This window comes from Silanimonas sp. (genome assembly GCF_027531545.1).
Taxonomy (GTDB): domain Bacteria; phylum Pseudomonadota; class Gammaproteobacteria; order Xanthomonadales; family Xanthomonadaceae; genus Silanimonas.
Map to the genome: position 1 here is coordinate 343,958 of NZ_JAPZSC010000001.1, position 18,867 is coordinate 362,824.

15 protein-coding genes are annotated in these 18,867 nt (G+C 70.6%); 6 read left to right on the plus strand and 9 right to left on the minus strand.

The features are described 5' to 3' along the window. The first annotated feature begins 62 nt into the window (after positions 1-62). Positions 63-1,460: a DASS family sodium-coupled anion symporter gene (locus O9280_RS01535; protein ID WP_298337949.1), complete on the plus strand. Its 1,398-nt coding sequence runs from the start codon at positions 63-65 to the stop codon at positions 1,458-1,460. A gap of 13 nt (positions 1,461-1,473) precedes the next feature. Here the strand turns inward: O9280_RS01535 and O9280_RS01540 are convergent, their stop codons facing one another. The 4 genes from O9280_RS01540 to aceF are packed head-to-tail and all read right to left on the minus strand — an operon-like array spanning position 1,474 to position 6,442. Further along, complete coding sequence (locus O9280_RS01540) at positions 1,474-2,283, minus strand: hypothetical protein (protein ID WP_298337951.1); 810 nt, start codon at positions 2,281-2,283, stop codon at positions 1,474-1,476. 42 nt (positions 2,284-2,325) lie between these two features. After that, positions 2,326-4,119: a dihydrolipoyl dehydrogenase gene (gene lpdA / locus O9280_RS01545; RefSeq protein ID WP_298337953.1), complete on the minus strand. Its 1,794-nt coding sequence runs from the start codon at positions 4,117-4,119 to the stop codon at positions 2,326-2,328. Positions 4,120-4,136: 17 nt separating this feature from the next. Continuing rightward, on the minus strand, positions 4,137-5,054 hold the full coding sequence (locus O9280_RS01550; RefSeq protein WP_298337955.1) for a carbon-nitrogen hydrolase family protein: 918 nt from the start codon (positions 5,052-5,054) through the stop codon (positions 4,137-4,139). Continuing rightward, positions 5,054-6,442, minus strand: coding sequence for a dihydrolipoyllysine-residue acetyltransferase (gene aceF, locus O9280_RS01555; protein ID WP_298337957.1), 1,389 nt, complete (start codon positions 6,440-6,442; stop codon positions 5,054-5,056). Before aceF ends, O9280_RS01550 begins: the two co-directional genes overlap by 1 nt. A gap of 252 nt (positions 6,443-6,694) precedes the next feature. Between aceF and O9280_RS01560 the strand changes: the two genes are divergently transcribed. Then, positions 6,695-7,312, plus strand: coding sequence for an OmpW family outer membrane protein (locus O9280_RS01560; protein ID WP_298337959.1), 618 nt, complete (start codon positions 6,695-6,697; stop codon positions 7,310-7,312). Between the two features lie 248 nt (positions 7,313-7,560). Continuing rightward, the gene (locus O9280_RS01565) at positions 7,561-8,946 is read left to right on the plus strand and encodes a glycosyltransferase family 39 protein (RefSeq protein ID WP_298337961.1); all 1,386 of its coding nucleotides are present in this window, start codon (positions 7,561-7,563) and stop codon (positions 8,944-8,946) included. Here the strand turns inward: O9280_RS01565 and O9280_RS01570 are convergent. The 5 genes from O9280_RS01570 to O9280_RS01590 form a co-directional block, all read right to left on the minus strand. Then, a complete protein-coding gene (locus O9280_RS01570; protein WP_298337963.1) occupies positions 8,943-9,749 on the minus strand; it encodes a CHAD domain-containing protein in 807 nt (268 codons plus the stop codon). The two genes, O9280_RS01565 and O9280_RS01570, sit on opposite strands and share 4 nt — an antisense overlap. A gap of 79 nt (positions 9,750-9,828) precedes the next feature. Beyond that, positions 9,829-10,320, minus strand: coding sequence for an EF-hand domain-containing protein (locus tag O9280_RS01575; protein WP_298337965.1), 492 nt, complete (start codon positions 10,318-10,320; stop codon positions 9,829-9,831). Positions 10,321-10,397: 77 nt separating this feature from the next. Further along, the gene (locus O9280_RS01580) at positions 10,398-11,180 is read right to left on the minus strand and encodes an NRDE family protein (RefSeq protein WP_298337967.1); all 783 of its coding nucleotides are present in this window, start codon (positions 11,178-11,180) and stop codon (positions 10,398-10,400) included. After that, the gene (locus tag O9280_RS01585) at positions 11,171-11,710 is read right to left on the minus strand and encodes a DNA-deoxyinosine glycosylase (RefSeq protein ID WP_298337968.1); all 540 of its coding nucleotides are present in this window, start codon (positions 11,708-11,710) and stop codon (positions 11,171-11,173) included. Before O9280_RS01585 ends, O9280_RS01580 begins: the two co-directional genes overlap by 10 nt. 34 nt (positions 11,711-11,744) lie before the next feature. Continuing rightward, positions 11,745-13,007 (minus strand): glycerophosphodiester phosphodiesterase family protein, encoded by a 1,263-nt coding sequence (locus O9280_RS01590; RefSeq protein WP_298337970.1) that lies wholly within the window; start codon positions 13,005-13,007, stop codon positions 11,745-11,747. Between the two features lie 60 nt (positions 13,008-13,067). Here O9280_RS01590 and O9280_RS01595 point away from each other — a divergent pair, with 60 nt between their 5' ends. From O9280_RS01595 to O9280_RS01605, 3 genes are read left to right on the plus strand one after another with little or no spacing between them, the layout of a single operon-like run. Further along, complete coding sequence (locus tag O9280_RS01595) at positions 13,068-15,779, plus strand: GGDEF domain-containing protein (RefSeq protein WP_298337972.1); 2,712 nt, start codon at positions 13,068-13,070, stop codon at positions 15,777-15,779. 4 nt (positions 15,780-15,783) lie between these two features. Beyond that, the gene (gene dinB, locus O9280_RS01600; protein ID WP_298337975.1) at positions 15,784-16,881 is read left to right on the plus strand and encodes a DNA polymerase IV; all 1,098 of its coding nucleotides are present in this window, start codon (positions 15,784-15,786) and stop codon (positions 16,879-16,881) included. Between the two features lie 33 nt (positions 16,882-16,914). Continuing rightward, on the plus strand, positions 16,915-18,867 hold the full coding sequence (locus O9280_RS01605) for a S9 family peptidase (protein ID WP_298337977.1): 1,953 nt from the start codon (positions 16,915-16,917) through the stop codon (positions 18,865-18,867).

Genomic DNA, 18,867 nt, shown 5'->3' on the forward strand with positions numbered 1-18,867 from the left:
GGGCCCGCGACCGTGCCGGGCTCGTGCGATGCTCCGCGCCGACCGCGACCACCCGACTGACGATGACCGACGCCCCCAACGCCTCGCCGCCTTCCCGACCGTGGTCCCTGGTGCTGGTGCCGGCGCTCTCGATCGCGGCCTACCTGGCGTTGCGCGCGACCGGTTCGGAGCACGCGCTCGCCTTCACCGCCGCCCTCACCCTGTGGTGCGCGGGCTGGTGGGTGCGCGAGCCGGTGTCGCCCACCGTGACCGCCCTGCTGCCGCTGGCGCTGCTGCCGATGGCCGGCGTGCTGACGCCACAACAGGTGTCGCAGAGCTACGGCAACGAGCTGATCCTGCTGCTGCTCGGCGGCTTCGTGCTGTCGATGGCGGTGGAGAAGAGCGGCGCGCATCGGCGGCTGGCGCTCGGCATGGTGCGCGCGGTGGGCGGCGGCTCCGGCAGGGCGGTGCTGTGGGGCTTCATGATCGCTGCCTCGGCCCTGAGCATGTGGATCTCGAACGCCGCGACCACGCTGCTTCTGCTGCCCGTGGCACTGGCGGTGCTGGCCGACTACCGCGACCAGCGCCTGGCCGCGCCACTGGTCCTCGGCATTGCCTATGCGGCCAGCATCGGCGGCCTCGGCACGCCGATCGGCACGCCGCCCAACCTCGTGTTCATGAGCGTGTACGAACAGACCACGGGCGAGGCCTTCGGCTTCCTGCGCTGGATGGCCATCGGCGTGCCGATCGTCGTGCTGCTGGTGCCGCTGATGGCGCTGTGGCTCGGGCGGAGCCTCGCGGGAACGCCGCGCGCGTCGCTTCCCGAATTGCCGGCGTGGTCGGCGGGCGAGCGCCGCGTGCTGGCGGTGTTCGCCCTGACGGCCGCGGCGTGGGTGTTCCGCGAATTGCCGCACGGGGGTTGGAGCGCGTGGCTCGGTGTGCCTGGCGCCACCGATGCCGGCGTGGCCCTGCTGGGCGCGCTGGCGATGCTGCTGGTCGGCGACGGCCGCGGCGGTCGGGTGCTCGAATGGCGCGACGCCGAGCGCCTCCCATGGGGCGTGCTCGTGCTGTTCGGTGGCGGCATCGCGCTGTCGATGGCCTTCCAATCCTCGGGCCTGAGCGACGTGATCGCCTCCCGGATGGGGGGGCTGGCTGCCCTGCCCCTTCTGCTGATGCTCGTGCTGCTGGTCGGCACCGTGGTGCTGCTTTCCGAGATCGTCAGCAACACCGCGACCGCGGTGCTGCTGATGCCGATCATGGCCAGCGTGGCGGTCGCCATCGACGTTGAACCGGCCCTGCTGATGTTCCCGGCGGTCATGGCCGCCAGCATCGGCTTCATGCTGCCGGTGGCGACGGCACCGAACGCGATCGCCTACGGCTCGGGCCAAGTGCCGGCGCAGCGCATGCTGCGCGAGGGCGCGGTGATGGACCTGCTGGGCGTCGTCGTGGTGTGCGCGGTCTGCTACGCGATGTTCCGCTGAGCGCCGCGCTCGATCAGCCGGCGAGGAAGAGCGCCGCGGCGAGCAGGGCGACCGTCGCCGCGAGGACGGCCAGGCCCAGGCCGCGACCCAGCGGCTTGGAAGGCACAGCCACAACGGCGAGCAAGCCCAGCAGCGCGAGGCCCTGCGGCAGCGGGTGCGCGAGCAGGCCCAGGTCGAACCCGGGCATCGCGACGAGGAACGCGGCCAGCGAGGCAGCGACGACGAGCAGCGCGCCGCCACCGAGGATCGCCGCATAGGCCGCTGCGGCATCGCCAAAGCGGGCATTGAAGGTCGCGACGATCGCGACCGCCGCGCCGATGCCGACCAGGGCTGAGACAACGAGCGCAGCACCCCCATCGAGGCCAGGCAGGCCCGCGAAGAAGGGCGCCCCGGCCAGCACGCCGCGTGCGCCGAGGGCCAGCAGGGCCGCACCCAGCAGGAGGCGGATGCCGTTGCGGCCCCAGCCCTCGCGGCTGACCGCGAACTCGGCGAGTTCGGCCTGCGCCTTGTCGCCGTCGAGCATCCGCCACGGTCGAATGCGCAGCACGAGACCGGTGCTGATCAGCAGGCCGGCGGCACCGACGCCCAAGGTGCCGAGCATGGCACCGTGCGCGGCCGTCGCGGCCACCGGCAGGCCCTGCCACGCGGCAGCACCCGCGATGAGCGCCAAGCCCGGCAACGCATAACCGACGCCGACCAGCACCAGCCCGGCGGTGAGCGCCGAGGCCCCGGCCTGCTGCACGAGCCCGGATAGGCCTTTCGTGGCGGTATCGGTGCCGAGCAGCAGGGCGATCAGGCCGCCGATGAAGTAGAGGAATTCCATGGGCGTCACCTCGGCGGGCGCGGCGACGAGGCCGCGCGCCGCTTACTTCTTTTTCGGGATGTAGAGGTCGGTGATCGTGCCTTCGGCCACTTCCGCCGCCATCGCGACCGTCTCGATCAGCGTGGGGTGCGGATGGATGGTGTGGCCGATGTCGCCGACCTCCGCGCCCATCTCGATCGCGAGGGCGATCTCGCCGATGAGATCACCCGCATTCGTGCCGACCACGCCGCCGCCGATCACGCGGTGCGTCTCGGCATCGAGGATGAGCTTCGTCGAGCCTTCGGTGCGGCCGTTGCCGATCGCGCGGCCCGAGGCCGCCCACGGAAACTTGCCGACCTCGATGGCGAGGCCCTTGGCCTTGGCTTCGGTTTCCGTGACGCCGACCCACGCCACTTCCGGGTCGGTGTAGGCCACCGACGGAATCACGCGCGCGACCCACTCGCGCTTCTCGCCCGCCGCGACTTCGGCCGCGAGCTTGCCCTCGTGCGTGGCCTTGTGGGCGAGCATCGGCTGACCGACGAGATCACCGATGGCGAAGATATGCGGCACGTTGGTGCGCATCTGGCGGTCGACCGGGATGAAGCCGCGCTCGGTCACCTGCACGCCGGCCTTCTCCGCGGCGAGCTTGCCGCCGTTCGGGCTGCGGCCCACCGAGACCAGCACGCGGTCGAACGCCGCGCTGCTCGGCGCGCGCTCGCCTTCGAGACGCGCATGCAAGCCGTCGGGCTTGGCGACGACCTCCGGCACCTTGGTGTTGAGGTGCACGACGACGCCGCGACTCTTGAGCAGGTCGGCCAGCGGCTTGACGAGGTCGAGGTCGGCGCCCGGCATCAGCTGGGGGCCGAGCTCGACGACCGTGACCGCGCTGCCGAGGCCGGCGTACACGCAGGCCATCTCGAGGCCGATGATGCCGCCGCCGACGACCAGCAGATTCTTGGGAATGTCGGCGAGCTGCAGCGCGTCGGTGGAGTCCATCACGCGCGCGTCGCCCCATGGGAAGCCCGGCAGCTTCACCGGCTGCGAACCGGCCGCGATGATCGCCTTCTCGAAGGCGAGGCGCTGGGGGCCATCCGCCGTGGCGATATCGAGCTCGTTCGGCGAGGCGAAGGTGGCCGTTCCCTGCAGAACGCGCACCTTGCGCTGCTTGGCCATGCCGGCGAGGCCCTTGGTGAGCGTTCCGATCACCTTTTCCTTGTAGCCGCGCAGCTTGTCGACATCGATTTTGGGGGCGCCAAAGCTCACGCCCACGGCATCCATGTGCTTCGCTTCCTGGATGACGGCGGCGGTGTGCAGCAGCGCCTTCGAGGGAATGCAGCCGACGTTGAGGCAGACGCCACCGAGCGTCGGATAGCGCTCGATGAGCACCACGTCGAGACCGAGGTCGGCGGCGCGGAACGCGGCGGTGTAGCCGCCGGGGCCGGCGCCGATCACCACCAGCTGGCAGCGGTGGTCGGCGGCCTTGCCGTCGCTGGACGCGGCTTTCGGAGCAGGCGCGGCGGCGGCCGCAGACGGCGGTGCAACAACCGATCCGGCCGGCGTAGCGGGCGCTGGCGCGGCCGGCTTCGGCGCCGCGGCGGGCGTGGCGGCGGCACCGGCTTCGGCGACCTCAAGCGTGGCGATCACGTGGCCTTCCGAGACTTCGTCGCCGAGCTTCACCTTCAGCGCGGTGATCACGCCGGCGGCCGGCGACGGCACCTCCATCGTCGCCTTGTCGCTTTCGAGGGTGACGAGGCCCTGGTCCTTCTTCACCGTGTCGCCGGGCTTCACCAGCAGTTCGATGACGGGGATGCCGGCGCTGCCGCCGATGTCGGGAACCTTGACGTCAATGCTGGCCATGCGTGTTCTCTCTTGAATCAGGCGCCGCGCAGGGCGGCATAAAGATCGGGACGGCGGTCGATGAGGTTGCGGACGCTGCCGTGCTCGCGGGCGCGCTTGAGCGCGGCGCCGTCGAGTTCGGCGACAAGGAGTTGCGCGACGTTCGGCGTCGCGGCCTTCGCGACACCGTCGGCGGCAAAGGCGCTGATGGCGTCATCGCAGGGCGTGAGCACGGCCGACTCGGCGTATTGCTGGTCGAAACTCGCGACGCCGGGGCAGAAGCCCGTGTTGCCGGCGGTGACGACATAGACCTGGTTCTCGACGGTGCGCGCCTGCGCACTGTGGCGAACGCGAAGGTGGCCGCCGCGCAGATCGGTGCAATAGGGAATCGCGAACAGCCACGCGCCCGCGTCGACTTGTGCGCGGCCCAGCTCGGGGAATTCGCTGTCGTAGCAGATCTGCACGCCGACCTTGCCGACCGGCGTGTCGACCGGCGCGACGTCGCGGGCCTCGCCACCCTCGACCGCCCAGCTGCCGGCCTCGCTCGGGGTGATGTGCAGTTTGTCGCGGCGCTGCAGCGCGCCGTCGGGCGTGGCGACCCAGCAGACGTTGCGCGGGCGGCCGTCGATCCACGTCAGGTGCGTGCCGCCGACGAGCGTGAGCCGATGCCGCTTCGCGAGATCCGACAGCAGCGCCGTCCACGCCGGCGTGTGCGCGGAGAGCCGATCCAGCGCTTCGGCGGGCCCGAGCCGCGTCGGCTCGGCGCTGAGCAGCTGGCAGGTGATCAGCTCAGGCACCACGAGCAGCTCGACGCCGTAATCGCCGGCGACGCGCACCCACTCACTGAACTCGCCGGCGAATTCGTCGAAGCCAGACACGCGGCGCTGCGCCCACTGCAGCGCGCCGACCGTGGCGCGCGCCGGGATGGCGTCGGACCCGGACGACAGCGGGATCATCAGAGCAGCAGGCGGCGCAGGTCGCCCAGCGACTTCGCGAGGAAGCTGGTGAATCGCGCGGCGTCGGCGCCGTCGATCACGCGGTGGTCGTAGCTCAAGGACAGCGGGAGCATCAGGCGCGGCGCGAAGTCCTTGCCGTTCCACACGGGCTTGATGCTGCTGCGCGAGACGCCGAGGATCGCGACTTCCGGTGCGTTGATGATCGGCGTGAACGCGGTGCCGCCGATGCCGCCCAACGAGCTGATGGAGAAGCAGCCGCCCTGCATGTCCGCCGGGCCCAGCTTCTTGTCACGCGCCTTCTTGCTGATCTCCCCCAACTCACGGGCGAGATCAAGAAGCCCCTTCTGGTCGCAGTCGCGGATCACCGGCACCACGAGGCCGTCCGGCGTGTCGACCGCGATGCCGATGTGGAAGTAGCGCTTCAGCACGAGCGTGTCGCCGTCGAGCGAGGCGTTGAACTTCGGGAAGGCCTTCAGCGCGGCGACCGCGGCCTTGATCAGGAACACCAGCGGCGTGAGCTTCGTGTCCTTGCTCTCTTCGCCGAGCTGCCTGCGGAAGGCCTCCATCTCGGTGATGTCGGCATCGTCGAACTGGGTGACGTGCGGGATCATCGCCCAGTTGCGGGCGAGGTTCTGGCCGGACAGCTTCTGGATGCGCGAGAGCGGCTGGGTCTCGACCGGGCCGAACTTGGCGAAGTCGACCTTCGGCCACGGGATGAGGTTCAAGCCACCGCCACCAGCGCCGGCACTGGGCGCGGCCATCGGCACGCCCTCCGCCATCACCTTCTTGACGAAGGCCTGCACGTCTTCCTTGGCAATGCGGCCACCGCGACCGCTGCCGGCCACTTTCGCGAGGTCGACGCCCAGCTCGCGGGCGAACACGCGCACGGCCGGCGAGGCGTGCGGCACCTTGTCGGGCATCAGCGATTCGGCGGTGAAGGCGATTGGCGGCGTGCTCGGCGGCAGTGCCTCCGGATCGACGCCCGGCGTGTTGGCGAGGGCCGGAGCGGGACCGATGGCGACGGGTGCAGCGGCGACGGCCGCTGCGGGTGCGCGCTCCGCAACCGCGGCCGGGGCAGGTACGGGCGCCGGCGTGGGCTTCGACGCGGGGGCGGGCGCGGCCACCGGGGCCGGTGCTGCAGCGCCCTCCTCGACCTCGATGCGCGCGACGACGTGGCCTTCGCTCAGCGCATCGCCGAGCTTCACCGTGATCTCGCGGACGATGCCGGCGAACGGCGACGGCACTTCCATCGTGGCCTTGTCGGATTCCAGCGTGACGAGGCCCTGGTCCTTCTTCACCCGGTCGCCCACGGCGACGAGCAATTCGATGACGGGAACGTCGCTGCTGTTGCCGAGGTCGGGCACCTTGGCGTCGCGGATATCGGCCATGTCCCCTCCGAGGGACGCAAACAAGGCCCGCATTCTGGCCTCCGCGCCGATGGGGCGCCATCCCTGCCGGCCCCGGGTCGGCTCCAAGGGGCCCGCATACGTTTACAGCGGGGCCGATTCACGCCCTGGGGACGCGCCCTTGCCATCCCGAGGACAAATCCTTGGCGTTCGCTGCACTGCGACATGCGCCGTCTTACGCTGCGGCCGGTGACCCCGCCGCGCTGCCCCCTCGCCTTACCAAGGATCTCCCCGATGCGTACCCCTCTCGCCCTCTCCTCGATCGCCCTCGCCACCGCGCTGGCGTCCACCACTGTCTCCGCGCAGGACTTCGCCGTCCGCGCCGGCTTCGCCAACGTCAACCCGAAGTCGGACAACGGCACGCTTGCCGGCGCCGCGGCCTCCATCGACAGCGACTCGCAGGCCATTCTGGGCGCCTCCTATTTCTTCGATAACGGCGTCGAGCTGACGTTCGACATGCCGGTGAGCAAGTTCGAGCACACGGTCACGCTGGCCGGCCTCGGCCAGGTCGTCACGCTGAAGCACCAGCCCATCAGCCTCGGCGCCAACTGGCATTTCCTCGGTGGTGACGAGGGCGGATTCAGCCCCTACGCGGGCCTGGGCTACAACTGGACCTCGCTGTCCGACGTCCGCGGCATCAACGCCTTGGCCGGCGCGCCGGTCGATGTCGATGATTCGAACGGCCTGACCGCGGCGTTCGGCGCCGACTTCCTCGCCAGCGACCGCTGGTTCATCCGCGGCGAAGCGCGCTGGATCGACTTCGACTCCGAAGCAACCCTGGCCGGCGCCGGGATCGGCACCGCGAACGTCGATCCGTGGGTGTACTCGCTGCAGGCCGGCCTGCGCTTCTAAGGTCGCGGCACGGGCCGGGCCGCAGGCGCCGGCCCGGCCCCGAGGGCGGCAACCGCCGCCTGTCATGCAAGGCCCGCGACGCTCTGGCAGGATGCCGGCAGCCTTCTTGCGCCGAGCCAATGAACGTCCGGTTCCTCCTCCAGCCGCCCCACCGGGCGCTCGCGGTCTTCGCACTCGCGGTCGCCACCACCTTGCTCTTCCTCGGAACCAGAGGTCTATGGGATCCGGACGAGGGCCGCTTCTCGAACGTGGCACTGCAGATCCTGCGGAGCGGCGATTGGATCAGCCTCTACCGGCATCACGAGACCCTGCATTTCACCAAGCCGCCAGTCACCTATTGGGCGATCGCGGCCAGTGTCTCGGCACTGGGTTGGAACGAATGGGCGGTGCGGCTGCCCGGCGCATTGGCCCATCTCGGCATCGTGGCGCTGCTGTTGCGCATCGGCCGGCATTTCGCGCCGCGGCGGCCGTGGCTGCCGGCACTGGTGTATGCGACGTTCCCGCTGACGATGCTGGCGAGCGGCATCGCCACCACCGACACACCCCTGGCCTTCGCAACCACGCTCGCGTTCGCCTGCTACGTGATCGCGCGTTTCGAGTCGCGGCCGGCATGGATGCTCGGCATGTGGGCGGGCTTCGCACTCGCCTTCATGACCAAGGGGCCGCCGGGCCTGATCGGCTTGGCCGCCGTGTTGGTGCTGCATGCCTTCGGCCGACGCGACGCGGGGCTGCCCTCGCTGCGCCTCGGGTGGGGGCTGCCCCTGTTCGTGGTGCTGGGCTTCAGCTGGTACCTGGTGGTCGTGGTGAAGCACCCCGGCCTGCTCGAGTACTTCGTCCATCACGAGGTGGTGGCCCGCGTGGCTTCCGACGTCCACGGCCGCTATCCGGAATGGTGGGGCGGGCTCTACGTTTACGGGTTGACCTTGGGTCTCGGCGCCTTGCCGTGGTGGCCCTGGGCCTTGGCCGCCTGGCGGCGCGGTGGGGGCACCTTCCGGGACGCCGCACCGACGACGCGCCTGCTGCTCGCTTGGCTCGGAGTCGGCCTGCTGGTCTTCATGCTCGCCCGCTCGCGCCTTCCGCTCTACGTGCTCCCGCTGTTCGCACCGCTGGCCCTGCTGATCGGCCGCGCCCTCGAGGCTGCGCCGCTGGGACGCGCCCGCTGGGCGGCGGTGGCCGCGGTGTTGGCTCTGGTCATCGGCGTGAAGGTGCTGCTGGCCTACCTGCCGCAGGTGGCGGAAGCCTTGCCGGCGCGCACGGCGGAACGCCTGCCGCTGCACAAGAACGCGCGGGAATGGGCCGAACGGCTCGATGCCGTCGTGCCTTATCGCATCGAGGAAGTGGTCTTCGTCAACGACATGGCCCGCTACGGATTGAACCTCTACCTCCATGCCGAGATCGAGAAGACCGACGTCGACGGCGATCTCGCCAGCAAACCGATCTCGGACGCGCCGTTCGACGATGTGCTCGGACACGAACTCCGCGAGAAGCAGCCGCCCGGCAGGGTGTTCGTGATGCGCCCCGCGATGGCGGCTCGCTTCGAAGCCGAGGCACGCGACGCCGGAGTGATGCCGACACGTTTGGGCGCGGTGCGCGATCGCGTGGTCTACACCCTCGCCCCCCAGGGCACCCCCTAGATCGGGCGGGACAAGGCATCGACGGCGTCGCCCTTGGCCGACTGGTACAGGGGTTCGACGAGGCGGCGGAGCATCGCCCGGTCGCGCGCCGGGAACACGCCGCTGCGGCGGCAGCGGGCGAGCAGCAGCGCGTGGTCCTGGGCCCGGCCCATCCGATCCGCCAGGTCGGCGATGCCCGGCGTGCCGTGGTCGCGATCTGGCGCCACGCGCGCCAGCGTGCTCTCCTGCTGGCGAAGCCGACGCAGGCGGCGGCGCAGGGTGTGCCAGGCTTCGGCATCCGCGCTTCCCCGGGCCTCCTTGAGCGCCTTTCGCAGGCGCTTGCGCGAGTGGGCTTGCGCGGCCTCGATGTCGGCGTCGCGCACCGAAGCCCACGGGAGCAGGCCAATCCGGGCCTGCGCCTGCTGCAGCCGCGACCGACGGCGCGCGAAATCCGGATCACGCGCCAGGGCCGTGGTGAGTCGACGGGCCCGCAGCACGGCGACGAAAGCGCAGAGGCGCTCGCATTCGATCGGGCCGATCACCGCATCCCGTGAGAGGTGCAGCAGCCCATCGCGCAGGGCGTCGGCATCGCGAAGGGCGGAGAGCCCGCGGCACAGGCTGCGCAACGAGGCGTCGAGGCGTCTCACCGACGGCGTGGCGGAGAACGAGGCCCCCGCGAGCGCCAGCAGGGCGCGCACGCGGCGGATGGATTTCCGCGCCTGATGGATGCCTTGATGGCGCTCTTCGCCGGGGCGCGCCAACTGGCGCGCCGCCCGCTCCAACTCCTGCTCGGCTTCCGCCTGAAGCAACGCCCCCAGACCCACGATCGCCCCACCACGACTTCGACGCGCTGCAGGCTAGCAGGCCGTCGGCGCGCGAAGGTTACAGCGCGGTCGGTGGGGCTCAGCCGGCGCGCGACGCGCGGCGCGCCTCGCGTTGCGCCTTCAGGTGGTCGCGCAGTTCGTCCGGGACGATGCGGCCGTCGCGGTCGCGGTCGATGATGGCGAAGCGGCCGGCGAGCTGCGGCGCCTCGGTGCCGATCTCGGCCATGGTCAGGCTGCGGTCACCGTCCACGTCGAGGAAGGCGAAGCGCGCGCGCATCGCCTCGCGCTGGGCCTTGGCCAGGTCGCGACGCGTGGCCGCGAGCCGGGCGGCCTTGCGAAGTTCCTCCGGGGCAAGGCGCTGGTCGCCATTGCGATCAATGCGCTCGAAGCGCTCGGCCAAACGGGGGGCCGTAGCGGCTTCGGCACGATCGATCACGCCGTCGCGGTTGCGGTCGAGCTCGGCGAAGCGGCCACCCGGCGTCGCGCCAGGCCCTGGGCGGGCGGGGCCAGCGCTGGCGATGGACGCCGCCAGCAGGGTGATCGCGAGGGCAAGCAGGAGAGGACGGGACATGGCGGGACTCCTTCGGGTGGTGAGTCCCTCAACGCGCCACGCGCGCATCGGTTGACCGGCCGACCGGGCGCCTTGGATCAGCGCCGGGCCAGCCAACGCCCGCGGCGACCCATGGGCGTCGCGCCCGGCCCGAAGGTCCGCTCTTCGAACCACAGCCCGTCGTCGCCCACCAGCACCACGGTGCTGGCCCGCGTGCCATAGGCCTCGCCGCGGATGAAGGCGGCCGAGAGCCGGCGCTCCCATTCGAGCCCCAAGCCGGTGTCCGGCAGCAGGGCATCCGGCGCTTCGTGTGGATCGGCAAGCGCCTCGAAGAGGGGTTCGAGCAGGTCGCCGCCTTCGCGCGGCGTGCGTCGATCGGCACCGGTCAGCCATCGCGTCATCGCCGCACGCAGGGCCTCGGTCTTTGGCCACGGCGTGTCGATGTCGGCGTTCGACAGCGCATGCACCCCGGGCGCCAGGGTCCGCGCACCGTGCGCGGGATGGTTGGACGCGTAGTGGGCGGCGCCATCCCACAGCAGCAGGTTGAAGCGGCCGTACTCCGACGCGATCGGCTGCAAGGCGTCGAGGTAGGGGCTCGCCGTCGCCGTGCCGAGGACGAAGTCGGCCACGAGCGCGCCCCGCGATCGTGCGAATGTTTCCGCGCGGCCGAGGCGAACGTTGGTGACCGCGGCGACGCGCCCATCGCGCGCCACCTGCAGCCAGCCGCCGCCGGCCTGCAGATCGCGGCCGCCATAGGTGGCTTCATCCCCATCGAGGAAGCCGGCCGCCGCGGTCGGGCGCGCGTGGAACTCGTCGCGATTGCCGGCGAGCACGAAGCGCCAACGCGGGTGCGCGTCGACGGCGACAGCGATCAGGCACATGCGCGTTCGCTCTCCGGTGCGCGCAAGGCCGCGGACAGCGCCGCCCACGCATCGGCTTTCTCCACGAACGAACGGGCGGCGTGCGCCGGGCTCGTGGAGGGCAGGCGCAGCACGCGCATCGCGGCAAGGCGCGCCGCCAATGCCGGGGCCACGTGGCGATCGAACAGCCGCGCTGCGGTGCCGCCGTTCAAGGCGATGACACGAAGGCCGACGTGACTCGCCAGCAGGCCGGTGATGTCGTTCACCGCGACGCTGGCCGGCGCGATGGCGCTGTCGAGGCTGCCCTCGCGCTCACATTCGGCGAGGACGTCCCAGAGGGCGACGCCGGCCTCGCCGAGCGCCGCGAGGCGCTCCGCATACGGGGCACGAGACGGCACCGCGAACAGCGCCTGCATCAGCGGCCAGAAGGCATTGCGCGGATGCGCGTAGTACTGACCGGCGCGCAGCGAGGCCACCCCCGGCATCGACCCGAGGACGAGGGCGCGCGGGACGGCGGGAATCGCGGGAGCGAAAGACGCGATGCGTGACATGCCGCGAGCCTAGCGAGGTGGGCCGCGACAGGCGTCAGCGCGACGTCCGCGAAGCGGCCTCGTGCCGGAGCGCCTCGCGAACGCCGGCGGCGAGGCCCGGCTGGTCGGCGAACACCCCGGTGACGCCGGCTTCGGCCAGCTGGCGGACCAGCGCCTCCGGCGGCTGCTCACGGCCTTCGGCGTCGACGAAGCGGTAGGGCGGCTCGGCCCGCACCGTGTAGGCATGCACCGCGAAGCCCAACCGTCGCGCCTCGGCCAGCCAGGGCGCCATCGACGCACCGAGCCGCGGCCTCGGGTCGGCCGCACCGGCCGGCGCGGGCGTGGCCTGCACGAGGCTGGCGATCCACGGCCCAAGGCCATCGACGTCGCGGCGCAGGGCAGACAGCGCGGCCGGGGTCACGAGCTTGCCGTAATGCGTGGCGGCACCGAAGCCCGGCACCGTCGCCGCCAGCGCGCCATAACGCGCCGCGAGGTCGTCGCCCTGCGCGGCGAACCACACGAGGTCGTAGGGCTGGCCGAAGTTGGTCGTCGCCGGATCGCTGCTGCCCGAGGTATCGCCCACCAGCAGCACCAGAGGCAGCGAGACGCCCGCCTTCGGCATCAGCGTGTGCCGGAGGCGGCGGAGGTTGTCGATCTCGAAGCTCTGGATGAACACCCGCGCCGGATCGGTGAAGTCGAGACGCACCAAGGCCTGGACCAGCATCGCGCTGGTGTCCATCGCGATGGGCGTGCCGTCGAGGTGACGGCCCTCATGCAGGAAGAAGGTGGGGTGCTTGGTCTCGGGGTAGATGCCGATCGGCCGACCGAGGCGTTCGCCCTCCGCCTTCGCCAGCGCGACCACCTCGTCGAGGGTCGCGATGCCGAAGCGTCCGTCGTAGGCGGTGTTCGCCACGCGCACGTCCGGGCGCGTCTCGCGCGCACGCAGCTGGCGGATCTCGTCGAGCGTGAAATCCTCGGCGAACCAGTCCTCGATCCACACGCCGTCGATCTTCTTGCGCGCCTTCCGGTCGGTAAACTCCGGGCGTGCGGCGACATCGGTGCTGCCGGAGAGCGCGTTCTCGTGGCGGGCCACCAGCACGCCATCGCGGGTTGGCACGAGGTCGGGCTCGATGAAATCGGCGCCCTGCGCGATCGCGAGCCGGTAGGCCTCGAGCGTGTGTTCGGGGCGCTCGCCCGAAGCGCCACGATGGGCGATCACGAGCAGGGGCGATGCAAGGGCGAGGGGCATGCCCGCGAGCATAAGCGCGAGCAGGGCGACGGGGGCGGCCAAGCGCCAGGTGGCGGGAAACGCGAACATCGTCGCAGTGTCGCGCCACCGGGTTTCGGCAGGGTGACGGTCCACGTGCTAGAACGCGGCATGCCCGCGCCCCTTTCGCCCGCCGCCCTGGTGCCGACCCCTCTACCGGTCGAGGCGCTTGCCGAGCGGGCGCGAGCGGCCCTGCCGGCGCTGCGCGAGGGCCGCTGCCGATTGGTGGTCGATGGCGACCGGCTGGTGATGCAGGGCGGAACACTTCCGGACGCCGAATCCGCGCTGCTCGACGCACTGCTCGACCAGCACGCCCGGCTGCTACAGCTGGGCGCGGCGCTGGCCGACGCCGAGCGGACGGCGCAGGTGCAGAAGGCGCTTTACGCCATCAGCGACCTCGCCGCGTCCGACCTCGACATGGACGCGATGCTGCTCGCGCTGCATCGGGTGATCGGCGGGCTGATGTATGGCGAGAACCTCTTCATCGCGCTGCATCGGCCGGAGACGGACGAGGTGGAGTTCCTCTACTACGCGGACACCGAGGAGCCGGACGTGCGTGCGGCGGACATGCCTTTCCGTCGCCTGTCCGACCTCGAAGGCACCTACACCTACCGGGTCTTCGAGACCGGACGGGCACTGCGCGGCGCACCGGACGAGATCGACGAACAGGTCGGCCTCCCGATGCGCCGGGTCGGCCCCCGCAGCGCCGACTGGCTGGGGGTCCCGATGCTTGCCGACGGTCAGGTGCGCGGCGTGCTCGTCGTGCAGGCCTACGTCCAGCGCCCGCGCTACACCGAGGCCGACCAGGCCCTTCTCGGCTTCGTCGGCAGCCACATCCTCACGGCGCTCGAGCACAAGCGCGCCCAGGAAGAACTGGAGCGTCGCGTGGAGCTCCGCACCCGCGAACTCACGGCCGAGGTGCAGGCGCGCGAACGGGGCGAGCGCCTGCAGCGTGCGCTGTACCGGATCGCCGAACTGGCGAACTCGGATCTCGATACGCACGCATTCTTCCGGACGCTCCAGGAGATCGTTGGCGGCTTCATGCCCAGTCGCAATTTCTACGTCGCGCTGATCGACGAGACGGGGCAGCATTTCGATTTCCCGTACTTCGCCGACGAATTCGAGACGAACCCGGGGCGGACGCAGGCCAAGACCGGCGTGACCGCCTACGTCTACCACCGCGCCCGGCCCTTCCTGGTGGACCTGGACACGGCGGGCGGGCGCGCAGCCTTCGAGGTCGTCGCCGCAACCGGGGCCTTCGCGGGCACCACGCCGGGCCCGACTAAGAGCTGGCTCGGCGTTCCCCTGCTCCGCGAAGGCCGCGCCTTCGGCGTGCTGGTGGTGCAGAGCTACACCGCCGGCCTGGTCTACTCCGCCGCCGACGAGGAGCTGCTGACCTTCATCGCCCACCAGGTGGCAAGCACGTTGGAGCGCCACCAGTCCGCCGAAGCATTGCGGCGCGCCAACGCCGAGCTGGAACATCGCGTCGGTGAGCGCACCCAGGCGCTCCTCGAGCAGATCGCCGTGCGCGAGCGGATGGAGGAGCAGCTCAAGCACCAGGTGCTGCACGACGGGTTGACGGGCCTGCCGAACCGCGCCTACCTGCGCGAGCACCTGGCGCGCGCGATCAAGCGCCTGCAGCGCGATCCCGAGGCCCGCTTCGCCCTGCTGTTCATGGACCTCGACCGCTTCAAGATCATCAACGACAGCGCCGGCCACGCCGTCGGCGATGCGCTGCTGGTCGAAGTGGCGCATCGCTTCTCGCGCAGCGTTCGCGGGCCGGACATGGTGGCGCGCCTCGGCGGCGACGAGTTCGCCATCCTGATGGACCACGTCGACGGTGCGGACGACGCAGTGCGCCTCGCACAACGGGTCATCGCTGCGCTCTCCGGGCCGATGGAAATCCTCGGACGCACGGTTTTCACGGGCGTCAGCATCGGCATCGCGATCGGCCACGAACGCTACAACTCGCCGGAGGACATGCTGCGCGACGCGGATATCGCGATGTATCGCGCGAAGAAGAGCAGCGACCGCCGGTTCGAGGTCTTCGACGAAGCCCTGCATGACAAGGCGCTCGCGCTCCTCGAGCTGGAAAGCGACCTGCGCTTCGCCATCCTGCGGCGCGAGTTCGAGCCCTGGCTGCAGCCCATCGTCGCGCTCGACGACGGCCGCATCCTCGGCTGGGAGGCCTTGATGCGCTGGCGTCATCCGGCACGCGGCGTCCTCGCGCCGGGGGCCTTCCTCGACGTGGCCGAAGCCAACGGCAGCCTCGAGGCGATCGACTGGCTCATCTTCGAACAGGTCTTCGCCTTGGCCCCGGGGCTCCTCGACGACGGACAGTACATCAACATCAACGTGTCGCCCCGGCATTTCCGCATGGGCGACTTCGCCGCACGCTTCATCAAGCGGCTGGAAGCGCACCGCGTCGCGCCGTCGCAGATCCGCATCGAGGTCACTGAAGGTGCCTTCATCGGCCACCAGGACCGTGCCGGCGACACCATCGACGCGCTGGCGCGGCACGGCATCAAGGTCGCGCTGGACGACTTCGGCACCGGCTATTCGTCGCTCGGCTATCTGCACCGGTTCCGGCTCCACACGGTCAAAATCGACCGCAGCTTCATCGCGGCGATGAGCCCGGGCAGCGCCGCCATCGTATCCGCCATCATCGGCCTCGCGAAGGCACTGAACCTCGAAGTGGTGGCAGAAGGCATCGAGGACGAACGCCAGCGCGCCGCCTTGCTTAAGCTCGGTTGCGGCATCGGTCAAGGCTGGCTGTTCTCGAAGCCCCAGCCGCCCGCACACTGGAGCCGCGGCGCCGCCTGAGCCGATGCGGAAGATCGTTCACATCGACATGGACGCGTTCTATGCCTCGGTGGAGCAGCGCGACGACCCCGCACTGCGCGGCAAGCCGGTGGTCGTGGCCTGGAAGGGCGCACGCTCGGTGGTCTGCGCCGCCAGCTACGAGGCCCGCAAGTTCGGCGTGCGCTCGGCGATGCCCGCCATCCGCGCCGAGCGCCTCTGCCCGCAGGCCATCTTCGTACCGCCGGACTTCGGGCGATACAAGGCCGTGTCAAAGCACGTGCGCGAGATCCTCGAACGCCACACGGACCTGATCGAACCCCTGTCGCTCGACGAGGCCTACCTCGACGTCAGCAGCAACAAGCAGGGCCTCGCGACCGCCACCGAAGTGGCGCAGGCGATCCGCGCCAGCATCCGCGAGGAGCTGTCGCTCACCGCGTCGGCCGGCATCGCCCCGAACAAGTTCGTCGCCAAGATCGCCTCCGACCATCGCAAGCCCGACGGCCTGTTCGTCGTGCGCCCCGAGCGCGTGCTGTCCTTCCTCACGCCGCTGCCCGCCGCAAGGCTGCCCGGCGTCGGCCAGGTGATGGCCGAGAAACTCGCGGCGCTTGCCATCCATACCGTCGGCGAACTGCGGGCCGTGCCAACGCCGCTGCTGGTGCACAAGTTCGGACGCTGGGGCCTGAAGCTCGCCGAACTCGCCCGCGGCATCGACGACGAACCGGTGGTGCCTTCGCGCGTGCGCCAGTCCATCTCGTCCGAGGACACCTTCAGCGAGGACCACTTCCTCGATGAGCTCGGGCCCACGATCACGCGACTGGCAGAGCGCGTCTGGGCGCTCGCCCAGCGGGAACCGCGGCGCGCCCGCACCGTGCAGCTCAAGCTGAAGACCTCGGACTTCCAGACCCTCACCCGCAGCCTGAGCCCCGAAGCCATGCCCACCAGCGCGCAGTCGCTGGCCGAAGTGGCGCTGGCGCTGCGCGATCGCGTCGACCTGCCGCCGCGCACGCGATTTCGCCTCGTGGGCGTGGGCCTCGCGCATTTCGACGACCCCGTCCACTCGCCGCAGGACGCGCTGTTCCGAGCCGACGCCACCGTCGCGGCCGACTCGCCCCGCCCCTGCTAGTCTCCGGGGCCCGTCATCGCACTGGAGTCGCCCATGCGTCTTCGCGCCGTCCCGCTGGCCCTCGGCCTCGCGTTCGTCACCGCTCTCCCCGCCTTCGCCCTCACCCCTCCGGCCACGCCGGCGGTGCAGCGCGAGGAAGTGGGCAACCGCATCAGCGAGAACATCCCCGCGCCGTCGGCCGAACTGCTCGAGCAGCTCAACCGCTACCAGAACACGCGCGGCGCCAACTTCGCCGGCTGGTCGGGCAATGACGCGATCCTCGTCACCACGCGCTTCGGCGAGACCAACCAGGTGCACGTGGTGCGCCAGCCGCTCGGCATGCGCGAGCAGCTCACGTTCTATCGCGAACCCACCGTCGCCGTGCAGGCGCAGCCGGGCCGCGGCGGCTTCGTGTTCGGCAAGGACGAGGGCGGCTCCGAATTCTGGCAGCTCTACCGCTACGACCTCGCCACGCGCGAGGCCACGCGCATCACCGACGGCCAGCGTTCGCGCAACGAGTCGCCGCTGTGGTCGCACGACGGCACGCAGGTGGCCTTCACCAGCACCATGCGCAACGGCCGCGACAGCGACATCTGGGTGAAGACCGGCGATGCCCCGGCGCGCGTGGTGCTGCAGGAAGGCGGCACGTGGTTCGCCACCGATTTCTCGCGCGACGGCAAGAAGCTCCTCGTCACCAAAACCGTGTCGATCAACGAGAGCTACCCCGGCGAGCTCGACCTCGCCACCGGCAAACTCGAAATGTTCCCCGTCGATGGCGGCAAGGCCGCCTTCGGCCCGTTCCGATACGCCCCGGACGGCAAGGGCGCCTACTACACCAGCGACGAAGGCACCGAGTTCCGCACGCTGCGCTACCACGCGCCGGGCATGGCGAAGCCCTTGATGCTGAGCGAAAACATCCCGTGGGACGTCACCGGCTTCGACATCGCCGACGACGGCAAGCACCTCGTGTTCGCCACCAACGAGGACGGCATTGGCAAGCTGCACCTGCGCACCCTGCCCGACCATCGCGAAATCGCGCTGCCCGAGCTGCCGGTCGGCGTGATCGGCGGCATCGCGTTCTCGCCGGACGGCACCCGCGTCGCGCTGACGCTGAATACGGCGACATCGCCCAGCGACGTGCACGTGATCGACATCGCCGCGAAGTCCCTCACGCGCTGGACGCAAAGCGAAGTGGGTGGCCTCGACACCTCGCGCTTCGTCGCGCCAAGCCTGATCCGCTACGAAAGCTTCGACGGCCTCTCGGTGCCCGCCTTCTACTACCGCCCCGCGAACGTGCCGGCCGGGCGCAAGCTGCCGGTGGTCATCCAGATCCACGGCGGCCCCGAGGCGCAGGCCTTCCCGACCTTCAGCCCGAGCATCCAGTACCTCGTCAATGAGCTCGGCATCGCCGTGCTGGTGCCGAACGTGCGTGGCTCGGCCGGCTACGGCAAGAGCTACCTGCAGCTCGACAACGGCTTCAAGCGCAAGGACTCGGTGAAGGACATCGGCGCGCTTCTTGATTGGGTCGCAAACCAGCCCGAGCTCGACGCCGAGCGCGTCGGCGTCTTCGGCGGCAGCTATGGCGGCTACATGGTGCTGGCTTCGATGGTCGATTACGCCGACCGCATCGCCGCCGGCGTCGACGTGGTGGGCATCAGCCACTTCGCCACCTTCCTCGAAGCCACCGAGAGCTACCGCCGCGACCTGCGCCGCGTGGAGTACGGCGATGAGCGCGACCCGGCCATGCGCGCCTTCATGGACCAGATCGCCCCGCTCAACAACGCCGCGAAAATCACCTCGCCGCTGTTCGTCGCCCAGGGCGCCAACGATCCGCGCGTGCCGCTCTCCGAGGCCGACCAGATCGTCGAGGCGGTGCGCGGCAACGGCCGCGACGTCTGGTACCTCGTGTTCAAGGACGAGGGCCACGGCTTCGCGAAGAAGAGCAACGCCGACTGGTTCAACGCTGCCACCGTGATTTTCTGGCAACGCCACCTGCTGGCCGAGTAA